The organism is Francisella hispaniensis FSC454, assembly GCF_001885235.1.
Lineage (GTDB): Bacteria > Pseudomonadota > Gammaproteobacteria > Francisellales > Francisellaceae > Francisella > Francisella hispaniensis.
The window spans coordinates 121220-143522 of record NZ_CP018093.1 but is presented as its reverse complement, the minus strand read 5'-3'; the positions used below and the strand labels follow the sequence as shown (position 1 = coordinate 143522).

Below are 22303 nucleotides of genomic sequence, written 5' to 3'. Positions count from 1 at the left end.
ATATTATTACTTAAGTACAATCTTACCCTAATTAATCTACAACTAACAACTTTACTTTTTTTATAAATAAAAGTTACTAAGATAAGACTTATAAAAACTCTTGCAATTTATAAAAAAAAGCAGATAATACGCTCGCCTTAGTTCTAACAAGAGGTTATATGAAACCTTTAAAAATACTTATTGATAACAAAGATATATGGTCACCGTATTATCCTTATTCAAATTTAGAAACAACTCACGAATATCTACAAAATATTAGTACCAAACCTAACTATATTATAAATCTATCTGAACAGATGAATTACCTAGAGCAAGGCTATTATGCTTGTCTTTTAGCACATTCAAATAAAGATACGATTATACCAACCGTTGAAACTTTAAATAGTATTAGTCATTTCGAACAAACTCTACTATCTAATTTGGTTAATAATAAAGATTATAAATCTTTAAACACTTTAAATGTCGATTTTTTAGCTATTAAGATTTTCTTTGGAGTTGCTAATATAAAAGGTATTGAAAAAATAGCTAAAAAAATATTTGAAACATATCCTACACCAATATTAGAAGTAATATTAGAAAAACAAAGTTCTTTATGGAAAATCAAGAAAATAGCTATAGGGCGCATAAGCTCACTTAGTGATACTGAACAAACAATTTTTGCAAATGCTCTAAACAAATTTAGTAGTAAAGTTTGGCGTAAGAGAAAAATCAAAAAGAACTACTATTATGATTTAGCAATATTACATGATCCTGACGAGATATTGCCTCCTAGTGATAGTAAGGCTCTTAAGAATTTTCAAAAAGCTGCTCATAGTTTAGGGATTTATACAGATCTAATTACTAAAGATGATTATATGAGTTTGCTTGAATACGATGGACTTTTTATTAGAACATCGACTTCAATTAATCATTATAGCTATAGTTTTGCAAAAAAAGCCGAAGATAATAATCTTGTGGTTATTGATGATACAAAATCGATAACCTGTTGTACTAATAAGGTTTATCTACATAATTTGATGATTAAAAATAAAATTCCAACTCCAGAAGGTAAACTTATTTTCAAAGATGAAAGCTTTTCACCACAAAAATTGATCGATGAGCTTGGTTTACCAATAGTTCTAAAAATACCTGATGGCTCATTTTCAAAAGGTGTCAAAAAAGCTAACTCTGCGGGTGAATTGCAGCAAATACTTAACGATATGTTTGAGCAGTCTTCGATAATAATAGCGCAAAAATATTATTATACTGATTTTGACTGGCGTATTGGTATATTAAATAATAAGCCAATATATGCGTGTAAGTACTTCATGGCAAAAGGTCATTGGCAAATTACTAACCATAATAAGAAAACCACTCAGCACGGTAGCTCCGAAGCATTTGCAATTCATCAAGTTGATAAATCTGTAATTAAAATTGCTCTTAAGGCCGCTAAAACTATCGGTAATGGTTTATATGGCATTGATATAAAAGTTGTTGATAATAAGCCAATTATTATTGAAATTAACGATAATCCATCTATAGATTCAGATATTGAGGATGCTTATATCGGTGAGCAACTCTATACCACTATAATGCTAGAATTTCTAAACAGAATGAACTACAAGAAGTTACCATATGCAAATATCTAAGGCTCAACTGACTGATCTTCAAGCACTTATAGATCTAGAAAACTCTACTTTTTTGTCAGATAAAATTTCAAGAAAACAATTTACCTACAATATTAACAAGCAAAAATATTTTTTTGTCGCTAAGAGACAAGATTCGTTAGCTGGTTATATTCTATGTTTTGAGTATAAAAAAACGATTAGGGTGTATTCCCTTGCTGTAAGCAAAAACTATCAAGGACATGGAATTGGCAAAAAACTCTTAGAATATATCTTAAACAACACTAACAAAAATATTTCATTAGAAGTAAATACAAATAACCTAATAGCTATTTCTCTATATCAGAAGCTAGGATTTGTTACAAATAAGCAAATTAATAATTATTATGAGAATGGTGATAGTGCTTATAAAATGCTATTAAGAAGAAAATACTAAATTATTTTCTCCCTTATAAGTAACTCCTCCACTAACTATTTCTACTTGATTAGATTTATAGTCTGATTTATTATCAATAAATTTAGATGATAATATATTTAAACTAGTTCCTCCGAATTGAGAAGCTTGATCATATACCCAAATAGCTCCTCCAGTTCCATTAGAATAATTATTGGCGAAAACTCCATCTGTAATTGTAGGGTTTGAACCATAGTTTACAACTATAGCGCCGCCTCTACTTTTAACTATATTTCTTACAAATGCGCTATTATTGATAGACATATTTGAGCCAAATGACATATAAATACCTCCCCCCCATAATAGCCGTATTATCTATAAATAAGACATTATTCAAATAACTATAAACATTATTGAAAGCATAAACTGCTCCACCATAATAAGCATCATTATTTTTGAATATGCAATTCTCTACATTCATTGCTTGACCAAATCCAATCATTTGTATGCCACCACCATAACGATTACTTCCTTGGCCATCAGCAATGCCTCCTGTAATTGTCACACCATCTATTAGACTCTTATTAGCTCCTATAATTACATGATAACTATGAATATCTTTCCCAAGCACTTTACCAATGTCACCACTTAAGATAACCTTATTTTTAACAAAGTCTCTCTGGGAAGCTGACGTTTCATTTCCACTAAAGCCTCCATAAATAGCTATATTTTCTTTCATCCTAAAGCTTGACTCCCTTGGGGATTTTTTTATCTATACTAGGATAGTAAGTTCCTTTAGCAACCCATATCTGGCCACCACCACTTTTAGCAGCAGTATCTATAGCCTGCTGTATAGAATTAAATGCTTTGTCCCAAGAAAGTCCATCCAGTTGCTTTTTAGATTTATTATTTTGTACTACAAAATATATGTTATTTGGTATATTAATACTAGTATTTACTTTAGCATCTTCATCATTAAAAGAAGTTTCCCCATTTTCTTTTGATGGTAGAGAAAACTCCTTTTCCATCCATTGCTTAATATTTTTAATCGTATTTATAGTTACATTTTGACTAACCAATTTAATTAAAACATCATACTTTTGCGGGATATCATTAATACTTTGATCTAGCCATCCTTGACATTTGTATTATAAAAATAGTACTTATCATCGCCCCAAGTGAAAATGCTTGTACCATTTGTTAAAGAAATATTATTACTAAGAGTACTATTTATTAGCACCATAGAATTGCTGCCATCTTTTATGTTAGCATTATACGAGCCTTGATATAAAGCTGAGCCAAGTATTTGAGCTGTATTATCTGTAATATCTGAGTTAAGTAAAATAGCTTTTGAACCACCATCATTACCTATTGTTGCTGCATTCTCTGCTTCATTTTTTGTGAAAGTAGTATTTATTATTAATGTATTGGAAAAGAAATCATTATATACGGCTCCACCCTTATCATCACACTTATTTTTTTCAAATTTGCTATTTAATAAAATTACATTTGTTCCCAAGTCATTACTCATTGCTCCGCCACGTACAGTTGAATAATTTCTTAGAAACTGCACATTATTAAATATTGCTGTTTTACCAGAGGCCATATTATATGCCCCAGCTCCTTTCTCCGCGGTATTGTTTTGAATAATACAATTATTGACTATTCCAGTACTTTTAAAATTAACTACAGCACCGCCTGTTCCTTCTAAATTACTATTTTGTATTAGAGTAGGAGTTAGATGATTTGATTTATTAGCTAAGGTCTCGATATTATATGCATTTTCAATAGTAAAACCATCAATGACCGCATCATCTTTTAGAAATACAATATGTTTACTAAATGTTTCTTTGATACCATTATGAAGAATATCGCCGCTTAGTATAGTTTTATTTTTTTCAAAATCTCGTTGATTTATACTTTTCTCATCACCTTTGAAACCTCCTAGCAAAGTAACCTTCTCTGGTATAATAAAACTTTTATCTCTATTATTACCTTTAGTTGGATAATAAGTACCTTCTGCTACCCAAATCTGATCATTTGCTTTTGCCAGTTCCAAAGCTGATTGTATGCTTGTATAAGCTTCTTGCCAGCTTTGACCAGTATTCTTACCTGCCGCTAATGAATTAACAAAGATTACTGAAGCTTGTATATGTGTAAATATAAACATGCTTATTAAAATATAAATTACCTTTTTCATATCATACCTTTTTATAAGAGAATCTTATATGGATTGTTTATTTTATAATAAACTATAAAACAATTAATTTACAAATTATATCGAGTCTAAGTTATCTGGAATTTAGAAGAGCTTTATTTCTAATAATTTTTTCTAAATGTTGCTCTTTAGCAATAAGCTCAACCAAAGCTTTGTTTGCTTGCCATCTACAGCTGGAGAGGCTACGTTATCTTTGGCAGCCTATCAGAAACTCGGCAAACTTCACTTTTAGTAAAATTATGTGAATATAGACAACCAAAATAAAACTCATTAGCTAAATACTAAAAATGAAAAAGTTACACAATAATACTTTGAAGAAATATCTGAATACATAATAATCCAACTAATACTATAACCGGTGAGAAATCAAAACCTGATTTTGTAGGTTTAACTATCTCTCTTGCCTTTGCTAAGAGTGGTTCTGTAACTTGGTATACAACCATAATAAGTGGATTATAACCTCCTTGGACAAACCAACTAGAGATAGCCCTTATTATTATCAAATAAACGTACATATTTATTATTGCGAAGATTATATCTATAATGGGCTTAAGCAAAATAAAAGTTAACTCAAAACTAAAACCATGAAGCCAACCCAGAAGTAAATCCTCAATAACAAATACAATATAAACTGCAACTATACACGACCAATCTAGATTTAAAAATCCAGGAATAAATTTTCTTAGTGGCAGAATGACAATATTTGTTGCACGCATAATCAACTGACAAACTGGATTGTAAAAATCTGCCTTCACCCACTGGAGAAAAAACCTAAATAGCAATATAAACGCATATAATCCAAAGATTATATTTATTAAAAAACTTGCAACATTAATTAAGGCATTTAACATATTTTATTATTCCTTTTACTTTTTATGCTTAAGAAAGTTTAATCCTGCAACTATCGCCTCTACTTGGGCTAAAATACACTCTTGCGGGTTTGTTCTTGGACTGCCAGGATAAACCTCTGTTGTAGTTGTATACTCTGCAGATGTGAATGACATACAAAGCTTTTCTTTATCAGAATCACAAGCCATAATTCCATCTCTGATAATATCATCGCCTAATATATTTATGCTTGGATCAGTAGGAGCTATATGAGTGACTTTGGCCACAGCATCAATTATATATTTTTGGAAGTCATAGTGTAGATTTCTATTATTTGCAACCAAATAAAAACCATCTGGAATACCCCATTTATTAATAGTTATTCCTTCACGAGCTGCTAATGCTGGTCTAAACTCACTATCATCTGTATCTGTTGTCTCATGTAAATCGATATGCATCAAAAATTCAACACCTAATGAGAAAACATATTTCATTGCTAAAACTGCCTCCTGACAACCACTTTCTAAATAGAATGATCTATTAGGATCTACAGCATTAGGGTTCCAACGATTGATTGTCTCGTACCCCCAAGGACTCAAGCAAGGCAAGATAAGTATATTATAGTCGCTAGTAAACTCTTGTGCTCTAGTTGCAGCAAAGCTAATTGCGCCTTGAACACCGCTTGTTTCATAACCATGTACACCTCCTGTAACTAAAACATAAGGTTTACTAGCATCCCAATTTTTAGTTCTTAGTGCATATAGTTTATAATCACCAACTGGATAATTAATTTGACCGTATTCATCAATATCAAAATATGCTGACAATGCTAAAATCTTTTTTTCAGCTTCTTCTTGATATGATCTTTTTTTAATTTGCTCTGATAGCCATTGACTTTTTTCTTGAGAGCCCCACTTTTTACCAGGCGTTCCGATATGATATTGTGTAGACATATTAATTCCATTTAATAAAATTCACTTATGCAAATAGTATAACGATTAATAGCCTATCTCTGCAAAATTTTTATCTATTATTTTTTAGATAACCATATAGTAGTACTATCACAGTTAAGATTGTTATTATTAAGAAATAATAATTAGCTATAGAATGTAGATAATATTGTGGTAGAGAAAAAATAAAATAAATATTTATTAATCCTGTTAAAGTAAAACCTACCAGTAAAAATAACAAACAAATCCTGTAACGTAGGATAGCTAATACCAAACCTAATAACGTAAAAATATCATCTAGCATATATAAAGCCGACAAAAAAGTATTCGCTTCAAAATTCTCTATGGTAAATCGAAAAGCTATTATTAGATTAATAATTAAATAGATAAACAATACTATAGCTGTTCTAAAGAACACCTTAATATAATCACTCTTTTGTCTAATAGCTACTAGCTGTTGAAATTTTGATGATAACAGCCCATATATAGCTACCACAAGGTACAATAAAGCATTTGGGATAGCATATAAATAATAATCTACAGGTACTGTAACTGCTTGACTAAAATTAATAATCTCACTCAGTAATGGGTAAGCGTATGCCAAAGTAACAAATAGCCATGCAACCCTTTTTTGTCTTATCAAAAAGTATACAAAAATCAAAAGTAAAAGTGGTTGCAAGTAAGAAAATATATTTAATAGCATTGGGTTAGGATAAAATTTAACTAAACATTGACTTTATTCTATATTAAATTAATTAAAATTTAAATATTTTTATTTATAAATTAATTTTGAGTTTCTTATGGCTGGGCTACCAGGATTCGAACCTGGGAATGACGGGATCAAAACCCGTTGCCTTACCGCTTGGCGATAGCCCAACAGAGACTAACATTAAGTTAGTAGACATAGTTTAATGTTTTGACTAGCCATTTGTCAAGAGGTTTATTAATTTTTCTTGCAAGTTGCTCAAGTTTATTTTTATCTGATGAAAGTAAATAAAAACAAGAACCTGTACCCGTCATTCTAAAATCACTATCTAACTCTTTTAGATATTGACTAAATTCTGGATATTTTGCATAAAAAACATTCTCAAAATTGTTATGCATAATGCTCTTATCAAAGCCTAAATTTTTAGATATTAGAACTGTAGACTTAATTAAATCCTCACTTGTAAAAAACTCTTTTGTACTAATATGGATATCCGGTTTAATCAATAGTGCATACTGCGGATCAAAATCCTTATGGCATAATATCTCACCTATACCTTCTGCCCATGCAGATTTACCATAAACAAATATTGGCACATCGGCACCAAGTTTTGCTGCTAATGGAATCATCTCCTCATTTGATAACTGCGGCAAATAATAATCACGCAAAGCTATAAGTGTAGTGGCGGCATTTGAGCTTCCACCACCAAGCCCTGCTCCCATCGGGATATTTTTTTTAATTTCAATATCAACACCTATGTCTTGCACGCTATAGCTTTGCTGAAATTTTTTGATAGCTTTGTATACCAAATTATCTTGTTTTGCAGCAATCTTAATATTACTCGAGATATTAATCTCTCCCGAATTATTAAAACTAAAAGTTAGTTGATCTTTTAAGTCCAAAAAGGTAAACCAAGTCTGTAAATTATGATAGCCATCTGTGCGTTTGTTTAATACATGCAAAAATAGATTTATCTTTGCATGACTATAGTATTTTTTAGCTTTTATATTTGCCATGATTTTATAACAATTTTTAGAGTTAGATTATCTCTAGACATCCTAATCTTTGTTGGTAATGGATATGTAGAATCAACTAGTTGATAATTACTATACACAATATTCCAACCATTTTGGGATAGTTTATTTAAAAGATTATTCGTATTTAATTCTGATGTTTGCCTAATACTTGGTATTGCTATCGCTTTTATCCAATACTTTAATCCGTCTACTGGAACATACCAACCTAATTGTTCAAGCATCAAGGTTTTAGTATCCTTTGCTGTTAGCTTTTGTCCTTTACTATTCTCTAGCGAAACACTATTTGTATCACCTTTTATCTCAACACTACCTATCCCTAGTGGTCCATAAAGTTTGATACTAAAATTATCACCATCTTGTAGGTATGTATAATTAGCGGATTCAGCCTGATTATCATAAATAATACCAATAATACCGTTGGCTTGCCATTTTTTAAGGTTAAGTAACTTATTGTAAGTATTTTCTTGATTAAAAACCATCTTAGTACTAATAGCTGTAATATTAGATTGAGTTGTTGCACAAGATGACAACAAGATAATCAATATTAAAGCAATAACTAAACTAAATCTGTGCTTTATATCTATTTTTAACTTTGACATAGTGTTCAGCATTTTCTTTAATAATTTGTCTTTCATGCTCACTTATTGGTCTGATCTTTTTAACTGGTGAACCTAAGTACATATAACCTGACTCAAGAGTTTTTCCTGGCGGTACCAAACTACCTGCACCTAAAAAAACCCAAGGCTCAATTACTGCTCCATCGAGAACTATCGAACCCATACCTATTAGGCAGTTACTTTTTATCTCACAGCCATGTAAGATAACGCCATGCCCCACCGTCACATAGTCTCCTATAGTTAAGGCAAAGCCTTGACCAGAATCTTTAGGGTATTCAGTAGTATGAAGTGTGCTACAATCTTGTATGTTAGTGCCTTTACCAATAGTGATTGTTAAGAGATCTCCTCTTACACTGACCTGTGGCCATATAGATGAATCTTCTTTTAAGATAACATCACCGATTACTGCTGCTGACTCATCAACATAAGCTGAATCAGCTACTTTAGGATCTCTACCATTAAAGCCTCTTATACATCTAGACATAGCTGATCCTTACTTTTATCATCTCTTAATGATATCAAACTATAACTTTCAAATTTAATCTTTTTATTCTTACTAAAAGGTTGTGCATAACTATTATCATCAATAATAAATAATCCAATAGCATTGGGATTATCACTAAAAAACTTCTCTAATGTATAATTAGGAGTAATATTTGTACTTCTGATTTTAGCTCCTTGATTAAGCATCTCTATCAAGATATTAAAATCAACACCTTCATCAAATAATAAATTAGCAAGATTTGTTTCTATAGCACCAATACCTTTGTAACTCTCCTTTTGCGCTGTACGCAATACATAGACATTACTTGAGCCAAATTCATATTTATATTTCATTGCTGATACAGCATTTACATACTCACTAGTTGATAATCCAAGCATCGCGCCAATGCCAACCAAATTAATACTCCAATCAGCATGGATAGAAACAGGGCTACCATAATAAGTATTTAAACCCAATTGACGGCATTTTTGCACGTTACCCCAAGAAGAGTCTGTAATTACAACTTCGATATCATTCTTAACAAAAATTTCTGCTAATTCGCGTGCGAATCTATTACCACCTATTATCAAGAAGCCTTTACCCTCGGGTTCAGTAACCCCAAGCACTTTTGAAATATATGGCGTAACGATACTTTGGAAAACAACTGTAAAAACAATTATCATAAAGACAAAGAATACTAGAGTATTCGCTTCAGTGTATAATTCAGGATGTGATTTAATAATCTTAACTGCTACTAAGGCTGCTACTGAGGCTGCCACAATACCTCGAGGATAAATAATCCCCATAACGACTCTTTCTGCAAAAGTTGTTTTAGAGCCTAAGCAACATAAGAAAACAACTATCGGTCGTAAAATAAATTGTAAAAATAAAAAAACTTCAATTAGATCTAACCAATAATCTTTAAATAAACTAAAGTCTATCTCTGCTCCTAGAACAATAAAAAGAACAGAAATAATCACAATACTTAGGTTCTCTTTAAATGAGACAATATCAGACATTTTAATATCTTTCATATTTGCCATTACCAGACCTGCTACTGTTACCATTAACAGTCCAGCACCATGCATGATTGCATCAGAAATAATAAAACCCAGCACAATTACTGCTAGTACAAAGAAGCTTTTTAGATACTCAGGAATATAATGTTTTCTAAAGCTTAACCCAATTAAATAGCCAAAAATAAATCCCGATGTTATTCCTAAAATACATACAAACACGATATACGCTATAAATGTACTTATTGCGTTAGGTTGGTTAGCGAAATTACCCCCTATAACAAACCATGCTAGCATAAATACAACAACTAATGCTCCTATAGGATCTACAAGTATAGATTCCCATTTTAGGATATTCGCAATATGCTTTTTAGGTCTAATAGTTCTCATCAAAGGAGGTACAACAGTTGGACCACTCACACAAGTAATACCACCAATAAGCATAGATAACTCTAGATTCAAACCAACAATGTAATAACAGAACAATGCTGTAAGCACAACAGTGATTGCTAAGCCGACAGTAGTTAGAAGTATAACAACGCTACTTACACTTTTTATCTTACTAAAATTTAGTGATAAGCTACCTTCAAAGAGAATTATTGCAACACAGATTGAGACAAAAGGTGACAACGCTTCACCAAATATGATATTACCATCGACAAGCTTGAAACCACCTTGAAATATTGCCTCTGATAAAGGTCCTAAGATAATTCCACTTAGAATTAAAAAAAGTATCGATGGTAGCCTTAATCTCCAAGATAAAAATTGAGACACAATAGCAAAAAACAATATCAAGCCAGATGCTAGTAAAATATAATTAGAAGAATGTACAAATAGCTCCATACTATTATTCAAAATAAATACCCTGAATATAAAAACGCTGTAGTAAGAATTCTAAATATTATATGATATTGACTTGTTTATCAATGTTATAACGATAAACGTAAACTATATATATACCGATAAGTCTATCTTCGCCATTATATAGACTTTGGTATGAGTATTCTGGTCCTATTAGCACATTATTATCAAAATATGATCTCTGAGACGAAACGATTATTTGTTTTTTTATTCCTGAATCAGTAAGTCCAAAATTTGGTGAAGCAATTGATAAAGACATTGGTATATTTGCAGCATTGTATGATTGTGCATAACTAAAGTTAAAATTTGTATTCCTACCATATAATCTAACTCCATAAGCTAAACCAAAATACCACGCTCCAGTATTTACATTTGTCCCATTCTTATTAAAATCTTCCTTATTTGTCGTCGTCGCCCAACCACTTTGGAGCTGTAAAACCCCACCTAAAATTGAATATGCTAGTGTTCCATCAACATCTATTGTACCAACACTATCATTACTCTTGCCTATACCATCAAGAAACTTGGAGATACTCGTATTATCAGCTCCTGCAAGGTTAAATATGTATCCAAAATTAAGACCATAAGAAAGGTTAGTTGTTAACTTATTAGCATAAAAAATAGCAGCTGAAAAGTCCAAATGATTATTTTGTGTACCAAAGGTTGTTATATTGGCATTTATCGAACTAGTTTTATAATTTAATGATATATTCGTAACTGATCCGGGAGCCAGAAAATCCTCTGAAAGTCCATTACTCCATGGTCCTCCACCACCATATGTTCCTACAGATATTCTTCTATTTTTCCCAACGGTAATAAAAAAAGGTGATGTATCTAAATTACCTAAGATAACAAAACCATTCCTAAGTCCAAAATCACTATTATCATTAGTAAGAAAATCAAACACCGCTGTAATATATTTTCCTACATTAGCTAGGAAATATAAGTCCACTGTTGTCATATATATATTTTGACCAGTCGCTGGGAAATCAGAAGCTCCACCAATTCTACCTATTTGACTACCGAACCATGTTTGAGCATCTTCTTCAAAGTATCCTCCAAAAAACATTGAGTAATTAGGAAACTTATTTCTTTGACCAATTATTGTAGAAGCATATAGATTCTTTGATATTTGCCCAAGCGGTATAGTATTATTACCAGAATATGAACCTAAATAGGTTATCTGTCCTTGAGTTGTTATAGCTGGGGCATTACCAACATCAATCGAACCATTTGAAAAAAAGACGCCTTGATTATTTCCATGTATAAATAAGTTCTGGTCAAATGAATCATTACTTGATATCCTTCTTGCAATATTATTAGATCTAGATCCTAAACGAACATCTACTTTCATTGGACTTACAGAAGACAAAGTATTAGTTACTTTTGAACTGTAAATAGCAAAATCTGAACATAAGCTAGTATTTCTAGAATCTTGATATTCCTCAACCTGATTTATTTGCTTTTTTAATGAAAAGATCTGAAGTCGCAGGACTGATATATCCTTTTTTAGATTCTGTTCTTCATCTGTTTGCTTAATAGCAGAGCGTCCAATACTAAACAGAAAAGCAATCATCAGGAAAACTGTTAGAATTTTTATAAAAAAATTCACAGCAATCCCTCGAGATTATTCACCCTTAGAGTTATTATATTCTCGACACTGTTTTTAAAAAAATTTAAACAGCAAATATTTTAACTACATTTTCTTGATATATTGCGCAGCATTTTCATCTAAAGATATTACTCCGGTATTTGCATCATAGTAGATAAGTTCAGCATAACGAGCCCAGTCAATAAATGTGTCAAAAACTCGCTCAGCAACATCCATTGGATAATAATCATCCAACTCTGCTAAAAACCTACTTCTAGGAGCTGACTGACTTTCTCTTTCGCTAAGAATCTTAACTACATGACGCGCTAATGGTATGTATTTCAAGAATAAGCGTCCAAAGATAAATTTTCTCTCATCAATATTTGAATCAATAAACTTACGCCCGATTGCCGTCATTTTGATATCGCCATCAGAAACTTCAGCAAATCTTAAAATTGATAAAATCTCAATGATTGGGAATAAATCATTAATATCAAGATGTAAATCATCAGCAAGCTGTGGTAAATCAACCGCATCAACATTCTTAATCTCTGCCATCTCATCTAAAAGACCATTCATCTCAGAAATATCAACATCCGGTAGACGATAGCCGATAGTCATCGCAGTCTTTTTGTTCATACGCTCTGTAAGCTCTTTAGTCTGAGCTGTAGTCATCATACGATAAACCTGATCAACAAGATCAGCAACTACAGGATCCTGAGAGCTTCTTGGATGTGGAATATTTATCTTTAGCTCACCACGGATAAATCCTGGGTTACTACCAAATATAATTATTCTATCTGCTGTTAAAACTGCCTCTTCGATACTATGGGTCACATACAAAATACCTTTCATAGCGTCATTATTTTCCCATAGATCCAGTAAGTCCTCTCTTAAGTTCTCAGCTGTTAGAATATCAAGTGCAGAAAAAGGCTCATCCATCAATAAAACATCCGGCTCAAGTACAAGAGCTCTAGCAAAACCAACTCGCTGTTTCATACCACCGGATAATTCTTTTGGATAAGCATTCTCAAAACCATCTAAACCAACCATATCGATAGCCTTTAGTGCTCTTTGTCGACGTTCTTCTAAGCTTATCTTACGTGCTTCAAGCCCAAGCTCAACATTTTGCAAAACTGTTAACCATGGCATCAGTGCAAAACTCTGAAAAACCATAGAAATATCTGGTACAGGTGCAGAGACTTTTTTACCGCGATAGAGTACATCACCACTAGTTGGACTTAAAAGGCCTGCAATTATTCTTAATAAGGTTGACTTACCTGAGCCGGACTTACCTAATAGAGCAACAATTTCACCTTCATAAAGAGTAAAATTTATATTATCCAAAACTTTAAGAGAATGGCCACCTTTGATATTAAATTCTTTATTAACTTTTTCTACTGTAAATATTTTCTTAGTCATTATAAAATCTCCTATGCCTTACATATTCATACTAAAACGATTTTCTGCATAGTTATATAATCTGCGCCAAAACAGCCTATTTGAGGCTACTACTAGGATACACATCACTATCACACCTAAAAGAACATTTGAAGTATGATCTCCTGGCATATTAGTATACTTTGTAATATAGTCACCTATTCCTGAGGCTTGAATTACAGAGTCTTTACCCCAGTTTATGTATTCGCTAATAATACTTGCGTTCCATGAACCTCCCGCCGCTGTTATAGCTCCAGTGACGTAATATGGCATCACTGCAGGCACAAGGAATTTCTTAAGCTTGATAATACCCTTTAATTGCATATTTTCAGCAGCTAATTTTAACTCTTCTGGTATAGCTGAAGCCCCAGCGATAACATTAAATAGAATATACCACTGTGTTCCAAGTGCCATAAGTAGGATACACCATATATCAAAATTAAGATTAAACATTACTACTAGTGTTCCAAATACACCATATAGCACGTTCACAGGGAAAGCCGCTGCCATTTGCGCATAAGGCTGAACTTTTTGAGCTATCTTAGGTCTTAAGCCAATCCATATTCCTATCGGAACCCATATTAATGAAGTTATCAATATAAGTGCTGCAACTCTGATGCCTGTAAATAACCCGTATACAAATACTTTAAATGTCTCTTCAATACCTATATCTTTATCTTTGGCATAAACTGTCTGATAGACAAAATATAGCAATGCTAATATCATCAAAATGATAATAACATTCCAGAGTATTCTCTTGATTGTACTTTCATGCTTTTCTGCTTTTTTATGAACTTTTTGATTATAGGCTTTATCAAGTTTTTTCTTAAAAAAATTGATATTTACTATATTATTAGAACATTTAGTCCAAAATCTTGTGAAAATTTTAACAACATACGCTTTCTGTAAAATAGTTAAAAACCATGATTTACTATATGTTTCTGATGGATTATCTCCAATAACAAACTTTTCAGACCAGGCAACTAATGGTCTAAATAAAAGTTGATCATATAGAACTATTGTAACTAACATAGTAACTATTGCCGCACCAACTGCTGTAAAGTTCTGCGCATTATTAGCAGCATCAATAAAAGAACCAATACCAGGTAAATTTATCGGAATTGACTGCGATGCACTAAAATTAACCATAATTGTCTCAGAAGCTACTATCATAAACCAGCTTCCTGACATTGACATCATCGTATTCCAAACTAAACCAGGCATAGCAAATGGTACTTCTAGTTTCCAGAATTTCTGCCAAGCTGAAAGTTGGTACATATCAGCAGCTTCTCTTAGCTCTTTTGGCACTGTCTTTAATGACTGATAGAAGCTTAAAATCATATTCCAAGCTTGAGCTGTTATGATTCCAAAAATTACGGCAGCTTGTGCTCCCCATAGTGAGGTTGGAAATATAACCAAAAATCCGGTTACAGTAATAGCAAAGAAACCAAGAACTGGTATTGACTGTAGAATATCAACAAGCGGTATAATTATACTTTCAGCTCTTTTATTTTTTGCTGCCCATGTTCCAAATATAAATGTTATAAGTAGTGAAATAAACAAACCTATAAACATTCTAATCGTCGTTTCTGCTGTATAGTAAGGCAAGAGCCAAAGACTTAAAGAAATATCTGAGTATTTTAGAACACTCGCCTGACTTTTATAATCAATAGAGCCACCAAGGTCAGAGGTTGACCATACAAAGATACTTAATATTAAAAGTATAATTGATAAAGCTAAAATATCCCACTTTGTGCGAGAAACCTTTGCTGACATATTAGTGCTATACAACCTTTTCATATGTCAAATCTCTTTGTTTTTTTAACAACGCTGTTAGTATAAGTTATTTATATTTATTTTTGTATTACTAATTTGATAATATTTTTGTTAAAATTTAGCTATTGAATAGTTGCTAGATTTTAAAATACGATGAAAAAAGAGCAAAAAGTGATTAAAGTTCGTCCAGGCGAGCGTGTTTCTTGCCCAACGAAATATCATGAAAACTGGAATTTACACCCTAGGGTATATATTGACTTAAAAGACAAAAAAACTAATAGTTGTCCTTACTGTGGAACGACTTTTAAAGTAGAAAAAGAATCCTAATCTTCTTTATAAACTTGTTCTATTGCTTTAATAAAATAAGTTTTCTCTCCCTTATATTTACTTGTATATATATCAACTTTTTCACCTACCGAATAATTTTTATCAGGAAATTGTTCAAAAGTTATTGGTGATGTTTTTCCATCTTCTAAAACTTCATATTTATATTTACCAATAATGTCGTCTTTATTTGATACATAAATATAACCACCGCCAGCTCCAACCAAAGCTCCAGTACCAGCTCCAATTAATGCTCCAGTACCAGCACCTACTCCTGCTCCTACTGCCATACCACCACCAACACCACCAGCGAAACAAGGTACTGTACCAAGCCCAAAAGTGAGAATTGTACAAATACCTCCTCCAATTATTCCAAGCATCCCACCTATCATAGCTCCCGCCATAGCTCCGCTACCAGCACCAATTGCTGCTCCTGAACCAGCTCCTACACCTGCTCCAGCTAGAACATCTTTTTTGGTTTCATCTTTTTTTAGTTGTTCTGGACTAATCAGTTGCTGTTCAGACTTAATAACTCCAGGACCTATTCTTGTGATTTCAGGATTACTTGAACATGATATTAACAACAGTGACAAAATAATCGGTGAGTATTTCCGCATAACTTCCCTAAGTGATCCGAGTTTAGCTTTATTATTTTTTATAATTTTAATATTAAACTTATGAAAATTTAAACTAGTATTATTTATATATGATATAAAAATTTCTGATAGATATAATAGCAGGTTCTAAAGCAAAGGCTATTATAAATTATTCAAAACTAAATCTTGTAGATAATAAATAACCTCGTTATTCACTCTTGCCTGCCCCTCTTCACCTATACTTATACCTAAATAAACTTGACCGGCTCTTTGTGCCGCTTCGAAAGTAACTGGTTGATTATATTTGTTTGAAAATGTCCATAATGTAGCTTTTTGATTACTATAATCATCAGCCTTTATATCAAACTCACCAGGATTAGCTTTTACAGCCTTTCTTATTGCATCATATAATTGTTTAACAGTTATACCTTGTTGCATCTGGAGAATATGTTGTCCACCATCAGTCTCAAAGCGATTATCTCTAACAATCATATTACCTCCTAAAAAAGGCATACAACTTGCTATAAGCAAACAGAATAAAAATAGCGCTATTATTTTTCTTCTCACTTATAAACTCCCATAATTATATAAAACCCTAATATAACTGCTATTAATGATGCTAAGACGCTAACAATAATATATCCTATAGCTATGAAAATCTCTCCTCGTTGTAATAAGTTTAGAATATCCAAACTAAAACTAGAAAAAGTAGTAAAGCCTCCCAAAAATCCTGTAACTAAAAGAGATCTGACATACGTCGAAACATCTTCATTAAAAAGCTTAGTTTCTATCAAGAATGCAGCCATCATACCAATAATTAGTGAGCCAATAACATTACATAATAAAATCCCTAAAGGAATTTGCTTAGAAATACCTGCGGTTGCTTGAGTCAATCCAAACCTTGCCATTGCACCAACACCACCACCAACACCTACCAACAATAATAAAAGTCCCATTTAACTCTCCAATATTTTATATGCTCCTAGCTCTATCATTTCTCGAGCTAATAATTTACCAAGCTTAGTAGGATCATCCCCAATCATCTTTCGTTTGAGAATTTTCTTACCATCACTACTTGCAACCATTGCTGTCAGAGTTATTTGATTATTATTTAATTCTGCATAAGCTCCTATTGCTACATGGCAGCCGCCTTTTAATTCTTGATTAAAAGCTCTCTCAGCTGTTGCCATACGAAAACTCGTACTACAATTTAATTTTTGTAATTTTTCTAAAAGCTCAACATCTCTATCTAAAGCCTCTATAACTACTATACCTTGACCTACTGCTGGCAGAGATATTTCTACTGGGATAAACTGAGTTATTCTTTCATTAAGCTCTAAACGAATAAGTCCCGCACTAGCTAAAATAATCGCATCATAATCACCATTATCAAGCTTCGATAACCTTGTTTGGACATTTCCTCTTAGGTCTTTAATCACAAGATCATCTCTATAGTGCAGAAGTTGAGCCTTTCGACGTAGACTAGAGGTACCAACAATAGCTCCTTTAGGTAAATCATCTATAGAGCTATATTTATTTGATACAAAAGCATCTCGAGGATCCTCTCTCGGCATAAAACTTGCTAAACAAAAACCTTGTGGTAATTGATATGGAACATCTTTTAGAGAGTGTACGGCAATATTTGCTTTGCCATTCTGCATAGCTATTTCTAGCTCTTTCATAAATAATGCTTTACCACCAACTTTGTTTAGCGGCTTATCCAAAATAATATCACCCTGTGTTTTCATAGTAGTTATTTCACAAGGAATATTTAGCTCTTTTTGAATATATTTTTTAACAAAATTTGTCTGCCATAATGCTAACTTGCTTTCTCTACTAGCGATAGTTATTTGTTTCATATTTTAAATGTCTTTGCGATAAAGTTTGAGATATCTTTTATTTCTTCTATACATACAGAGTGCTGCATACCTACGTAATGTTTATATTCATTAGCAAAACCGCTAGCTTTTAGTTTATCTGATAAATCATGGCCAAGAATTTCAGGCAATACTTGATCATCAGTTCCATGACACACTAATATAGGCAAACCTTTATTTATAGAGGTAATTTTCTCTCTAAAGTCATCCCATGCTGGTAAATATGTCGATAAAGCCATAATACCACCTAATTTTCTTTCAGAAGTAATAGCTGTATAAGTTGCAATCACTCCACCTTGAGAAAATCCTGCTAAGATAATATTTTCACTAGCAATACCTTGACTGATCTGACTATCTATCAATTTATTGAGTTTTGCTATTGAGCTATATATACCTTCAACATCAACTATTCTATTTAAACTATTTGCATCAAGTGACTTAATATCATACCATGCACGCATTTGCATCCCCATATTTATAGTCACAGACATGACATCTGCATGAGGAAAAATAAATCTGATTTCATCCAAAGAAACATCAAGATAGTTAACAATATCTATAAAATCATGACCATCAGCACCAAGGCCATGCAGCCAAATAACACAAAACTTAGCCTGCTTTGCTGGCTCAATAAGCTCGTAATTCATAAAATTTCTAAATCTTCTAATATTAGGTAGAATGATACATTAATTTAAGAAATTTATTAATATCTAAAAAACTAAACCTATCTCAAAGTATTGCACACTAGGTAATTCAAGCTTTAGAAAAATATTATCAACATCCTCTGTGGATAAGTTTGTTTATATCTATATGAGATTTTTGTGAAAAATGTTAATTTATTAGTATGGCAAATTTTAATCACCCATCTCAAAGGCTTTATTTTCAATATCTTGAAGATCTAAATAGTACTCAATATCTTATTTATAAGTATTTTTCACACCCTGTGGATAAGACTGTTGATTTATTGTTAGGATATAGTTAGTTTTCTTCTATAACTCTAAAGAAAGCCTCTTGTGTGACAAGGTTTACAGAGGTATTTTGTAATTTTATTTGATCATTTAAATCATATTTACCACTTACAGAAAGTTTCTTTGTCATCGCTAAATCTGCGATAGAAACCATTAATCTACCTTTCTCTAATTTCTCAATAACTGTTGCTTGAAACTCTAGATTAGGATTTTGCATTAGATAAACCAACTTCCAGTGTGAATTTGAGAAACGCTCAGTTTGTCTATTTGATTTTATAGGAATATCTACTTGAGCAATTATATTATCAATCTCTTGGGTACTTATCATCTCTTTATGCTGCAAAAAATTGCGTAACTGATAATGCACAATTAAATCAAGATATCTTCTTAGTGGGCTTGTTACCTGTACATAGACTTCTAATCCCATCCCCGCATGAATACTATGTTGCGTAGAATATTTACCTCTTTGGAGTTTCTTACGTATTGCAAACATTTCAGCTATTGAATCTTGATTCTCTAAACCATCTTGCTCGATGTCATGCTCTGGCTGTGTCGAAAAAGGTACACTAATATTATTTTCAATACAAAACTGTGCTACTGCAACACCTGCCATTAGCATTGTATCTCGCACAAGTGTTCTTGAATTTAAACGTGGTAAATCAGTCAGCTTAACATTCTTATTATCATCTAATGATATCTTTATCTCTGGGAAATCAAGCTCAACTGCACCTTTAGATAAACGCTTATCAGTGAAATATTTTGCATAATTTACTATATCACCAAGCTCTAGAGCGTCGATATTTTCTTCAACAAATTCATAAGAATATCGCGTAACTTTTATATTACTAAAGCATATTTCAATATCGCTGATATCACCTTTATCATCAAGCCTAAATCCTACAGATACAGCAGGAGATATCTCCTGTAAGCCTAAGCCTAATTTTGCTGTTGCTTGAGGAGGTAACATCATAACTATCTTTTCAGGCACATATAAATTAGACCCTCGTGCTCTAGCTTGAAGATCGACTTCATCTCCAAAATTAATACTAGAAGAAGGATCAGCAATATGCACCCACATTTTATTTTTTTGGGTATCCCAACTAATTGCATCATCAGGATCATTGCTACCTTCATCATCTATAGCATAAGCCTTTAGATATGTCAGATCTACTCGCTGGTTATCTGATTTGGAATTGTAGTTAAACTCTACAGAATTATGTTCTAACTCTGCACCATATCGATGTAAATAAGGATTAAAAAACTCATCCCAATAACCAATATCCAAGAGTAACTTATAAGCACTATTCTCAGACTCTTCCATGTTTAAATACTTGAAAAAACGACATTTCGTACTTTTAAGTGTCGCTAAAGCTTCTATTTCTTTAATAAATTTCCTATCCTCTTCATTGAAACTTTTGTTATTTAGACGTTCAATAAAATCATTAAGCTCTTGCTCTTTTTTAATCTTCTCTTGTTTTTCTCTAACTATTGCATTTTTTTGTTCTTGTGAGTGGATGTTGATAGTAAAATCATCATTAAAGCTAAAATACTCTCCTTCTGAAACTAAAAGCCATACTGTATAAGCCTGATTTACCCCCACAGATTCAAAAAGTAACTCGCTTAGTTCTTCAACAGATGTTTGTTGTTGCTCTTGTAATAGTTCCCATGTAATTTCAAGTTCAGCTATCTCTAGCTCTTTTAAACTTTCAAGTTCAAAATTCTTTTCTGATTCTATGAGTAATTGAACATTCTTTGCAGGTAACTTAATATTTTTACCATCTAAAGTCTCAATTTCAATTTTTTTATCTAAGATATTAATAACCTTTGCTGGTTTAGATTTAAATATTACTAGAGAATTTTTTTGCATTTTTCTGTATCATTCTTATTAATTATAGATATTCTACTCAATTGCTAGATGAAGTAAAAGTTTAGTCTTAAAATCTATGGCTTGCTATGTATAAAATAATATTAGCAAGCCGCTAAGCTTAATCATCGCACTAAACGAATATATTTTATTTTGAAAAGATTAGGTACATAAAATATGAAAAAATTAAAATATTATATAAAAAATATTAGCAGAGCTATTATACCTAAAAAGCTTTTTGAGTTAAGTTTGGAGCATAAGCTAAAAAACATCGCAAAATTTGACAAAGAATATGTCAATTATAGAGTTAGTTACTATAACAAGCTATCTAAACCCTTTTCACTAGAAAATAGTTTTAACTGGAAAACCTTTAAAAGAAATCTCCCAGTATTTGACATTATTGACCACAGTTTTGTCAGAAAGTCTATTAACTCAGCATACTTCTATGATTTTAAAGAATTTTTAGTATACTTTAGCAAAACCGATAGTTTTGCTACAGCTTTTTATGATCTTACTAAAATACCCCAACAACCAACTTTTGTAAAAAGTAGGCCAATAGCCGATGATAATCAAAACTCTATTATTCTAAAGCTTGATAAGCTAAGACACTTTAGCCTTTTTGAAGACAATCAAAAATTTGAAGATAAACTTAATATGGCAGTATTCAGAGGAGCTTGTCATCAACCTGCTCGACAATATTTTATAAGAAATTATTATGACTTGCCTAATACAAATTTTGGTGACACACGCAAAGAATCAATTGGTCAACCATATAACAAAGGCTTTTTGAGCATACAAGACCAGCTTAAATACAAATATATTATTAGTATAGAGGGCTACGATGTAGCTACTAATCTCAAATGGATTATGAACTCAAATTCACTTTGTTTTATGACTAAACCAAAATATGAAACTTGGTTTATGGAAGGTGCCCTAATACCAAATCATCACTATGTACTTTTAAAAGAAGACTACTCAGACCTTCAAGAAAAAATCGACTATTATAATAACCATCCAGAAAAAGCTCTGAAAATAATTAAAAATGCAAACGAATATATCAATCAATTCAAAAACAAACAAAGAGAAGATCTGATTTCTTTACTTGTCATGAAGAAGTATTTTAATTTAAATAAAACATCCTGATAAAAAACT

24 protein-coding genes and 1 tRNA gene are annotated in these 22303 nt (G+C 31.9%); 4 read left to right on the top strand and 21 right to left on the bottom strand.

The features are described from left to right. The first annotated feature begins 158 nt into the window (after positions 1 to 158). Positions 159 to 1628: a RimK family protein gene (locus FSC454_RS00710; protein WP_066045040.1), complete on the top strand. Its 1470-nt coding sequence runs from the start codon at positions 159 to 161 to the stop codon at positions 1626 to 1628. Beyond that, positions 1615 to 2040 (top strand): GNAT family N-acetyltransferase, encoded by a 426-nt coding sequence (locus FSC454_RS00705; protein WP_066045042.1) that lies wholly within the window; start codon positions 1615 to 1617, stop codon positions 2038 to 2040. The genes FSC454_RS00710 and FSC454_RS00705 overlap by 14 nt, the downstream gene beginning before the upstream one ends. On the opposite strand, the gene FSC454_RS00700 is transcribed toward FSC454_RS00705, so the two are convergent. From FSC454_RS00700 to FSC454_RS00630, 15 genes are all read right to left on the bottom strand, one after another. Beyond that, positions 2023 to 2340 carry a hypothetical protein gene (locus FSC454_RS00700; protein WP_071794755.1) on the bottom strand — a complete coding sequence of 106 codons (318 nt, stop codon included), beginning with the start codon at positions 2338 to 2340 and terminating at the stop codon, positions 2023 to 2025. The genes FSC454_RS00705 and FSC454_RS00700 overlap by 18 nt on opposite strands. Next, complete coding sequence (locus FSC454_RS00695) at positions 2309 to 2737, bottom strand: hypothetical protein (RefSeq protein WP_071794754.1); 429 nt, start codon at positions 2735 to 2737, stop codon at positions 2309 to 2311. Before FSC454_RS00695 ends, FSC454_RS00700 begins: the two co-directional genes overlap by 32 nt. Position 2738: 1 nt before the next feature. Then, positions 2739 to 3026, bottom strand: coding sequence for a hypothetical protein (locus tag FSC454_RS00690; protein ID WP_071794753.1), 288 nt, complete (start codon positions 3024 to 3026; stop codon positions 2739 to 2741). A gap of 98 nt (positions 3027 to 3124) precedes the next feature. After that, positions 3125 to 4198, bottom strand: a complete 1074-nt coding sequence (locus tag FSC454_RS00685; RefSeq protein ID WP_156470847.1) for a hypothetical protein — start codon at positions 4196 to 4198, stop codon at positions 3125 to 3127. 314 nt (positions 4199 to 4512) lie between these two features. Beyond that, positions 4513 to 5067, bottom strand: a complete 555-nt coding sequence (locus tag FSC454_RS00680) for a YggT family protein (protein ID WP_066045048.1) — start codon at positions 5065 to 5067, stop codon at positions 4513 to 4515. Positions 5068 to 5082: 15 nt separating this feature from the next. Further along, the gene (locus tag FSC454_RS00675) at positions 5083 to 5997 is read right to left on the bottom strand and encodes a M14 family metallopeptidase (RefSeq protein ID WP_066045050.1); all 915 of its coding nucleotides are present in this window, start codon (positions 5995 to 5997) and stop codon (positions 5083 to 5085) included. Positions 5998 to 6067: 70 nt separating this feature from the next. After that, positions 6068 to 6637 carry a hypothetical protein gene (locus tag FSC454_RS09905; RefSeq protein ID WP_244148261.1) on the bottom strand — a complete coding sequence of 190 codons (570 nt, stop codon included), beginning with the start codon at positions 6635 to 6637 and terminating at the stop codon, positions 6068 to 6070. Between the two features lie 158 nt (positions 6638 to 6795). Then, positions 6796 to 6870: transfer RNA gene (locus tag FSC454_RS00665), tRNA-Gln, on the bottom strand. A gap of 18 nt (positions 6871 to 6888) precedes the next feature. After that, a complete protein-coding gene (ispE, locus tag FSC454_RS00660) occupies positions 6889 to 7716 on the bottom strand; it encodes a 4-(cytidine 5'-diphospho)-2-C-methyl-D-erythritol kinase (RefSeq protein ID WP_066045053.1) in 828 nt (275 codons plus the stop codon). Further along, the gene (gene lolB, locus FSC454_RS00655; RefSeq protein WP_082810683.1) at positions 7704 to 8348 is read right to left on the bottom strand and encodes a lipoprotein insertase outer membrane protein LolB; all 645 of its coding nucleotides are present in this window, start codon (positions 8346 to 8348) and stop codon (positions 7704 to 7706) included. Before lolB ends, ispE begins: the two co-directional genes overlap by 13 nt. Then, positions 8299 to 8838 carry a gamma carbonic anhydrase family protein gene (locus tag FSC454_RS00650; RefSeq protein ID WP_014547466.1) on the bottom strand — a complete coding sequence of 180 codons (540 nt, stop codon included), beginning with the start codon at positions 8836 to 8838 and terminating at the stop codon, positions 8299 to 8301. Before FSC454_RS00650 ends, lolB begins: the two co-directional genes overlap by 50 nt. Beyond that, positions 8823 to 10709: a cation:proton antiporter gene (locus FSC454_RS00645; RefSeq protein ID WP_066045057.1), complete on the bottom strand. Its 1887-nt coding sequence runs from the start codon at positions 10707 to 10709 to the stop codon at positions 8823 to 8825. The genes FSC454_RS00650 and FSC454_RS00645 overlap by 16 nt, the downstream gene beginning before the upstream one ends. 46 nt (positions 10710 to 10755) lie before the next feature. Beyond that, on the bottom strand, positions 10756 to 12327 hold the full coding sequence (locus tag FSC454_RS00640; protein WP_231865137.1) for a DUF3573 domain-containing protein: 1572 nt from the start codon (positions 12325 to 12327) through the stop codon (positions 10756 to 10758). An 84-nt stretch (positions 12328 to 12411) separates the two neighbouring features. Beyond that, positions 12412 to 13728, bottom strand: coding sequence for an ABC transporter ATP-binding protein (locus tag FSC454_RS00635; protein WP_014547463.1), 1317 nt, complete (start codon positions 13726 to 13728; stop codon positions 12412 to 12414). Between the two features lie 18 nt (positions 13729 to 13746). Continuing rightward, positions 13747 to 15546, bottom strand: coding sequence for an ABC transporter permease (locus FSC454_RS00630; RefSeq protein ID WP_066045059.1), 1800 nt, complete (start codon positions 15544 to 15546; stop codon positions 13747 to 13749). A gap of 129 nt (positions 15547 to 15675) precedes the next feature. On the opposite strand from FSC454_RS00630, the gene FSC454_RS00625 reads away from it, so the two are divergent. After that, entirely contained in the window at positions 15676 to 15849 is a 174-nt protein-coding gene (locus tag FSC454_RS00625; RefSeq protein ID WP_003014123.1) for a zinc-finger domain-containing protein, read from the top strand. On the opposite strand, the gene FSC454_RS00620 is transcribed toward FSC454_RS00625, so the two are convergent. The 6 genes from FSC454_RS00620 to FSC454_RS00595 form a co-directional block, all read right to left on the bottom strand. Continuing rightward, entirely contained in the window at positions 15846 to 16463 is a 618-nt protein-coding gene (locus FSC454_RS00620; protein ID WP_156470848.1) for a hypothetical protein, read from the bottom strand. The genes FSC454_RS00625 and FSC454_RS00620 overlap by 4 nt on opposite strands. Positions 16464 to 16604: 141 nt before the next feature. After that, positions 16605 to 17009 (bottom strand): hypothetical protein, encoded by a 405-nt coding sequence (locus tag FSC454_RS00615; protein ID WP_066045060.1) that lies wholly within the window; start codon positions 17007 to 17009, stop codon positions 16605 to 16607. Then, complete coding sequence (gene crcB / locus FSC454_RS00610) at positions 17006 to 17398, bottom strand: fluoride efflux transporter CrcB (protein WP_066045061.1); 393 nt, start codon at positions 17396 to 17398, stop codon at positions 17006 to 17008. Before crcB ends, FSC454_RS00615 begins: the two co-directional genes overlap by 4 nt. Beyond that, complete coding sequence (hemC, locus tag FSC454_RS00605) at positions 17399 to 18301, bottom strand: hydroxymethylbilane synthase (RefSeq protein WP_066045062.1); 903 nt, start codon at positions 18299 to 18301, stop codon at positions 17399 to 17401. Next, a complete protein-coding gene (locus FSC454_RS00600) occupies positions 18298 to 18966 on the bottom strand; it encodes an alpha/beta hydrolase (RefSeq protein ID WP_066045065.1) in 669 nt (222 codons plus the stop codon). The genes hemC and FSC454_RS00600 overlap by 4 nt, the downstream gene beginning before the upstream one ends. Positions 18967 to 19297: 331 nt before the next feature. Continuing rightward, on the bottom strand, positions 19298 to 21154 hold the full coding sequence (locus FSC454_RS00595; protein WP_066045066.1) for a ribonuclease catalytic domain-containing protein: 1857 nt from the start codon (positions 21152 to 21154) through the stop codon (positions 19298 to 19300). A gap of 174 nt (positions 21155 to 21328) precedes the next feature. Between FSC454_RS00595 and FSC454_RS00590 the strand changes: the two genes are divergently transcribed. Beyond that, positions 21329 to 22294: a glycosyl transferase family 90 gene (locus tag FSC454_RS00590; protein ID WP_066045068.1), complete on the top strand. Its 966-nt coding sequence runs from the start codon at positions 21329 to 21331 to the stop codon at positions 22292 to 22294. The last annotated feature ends 9 nt before the right edge of the window (positions 22295 to 22303 follow it).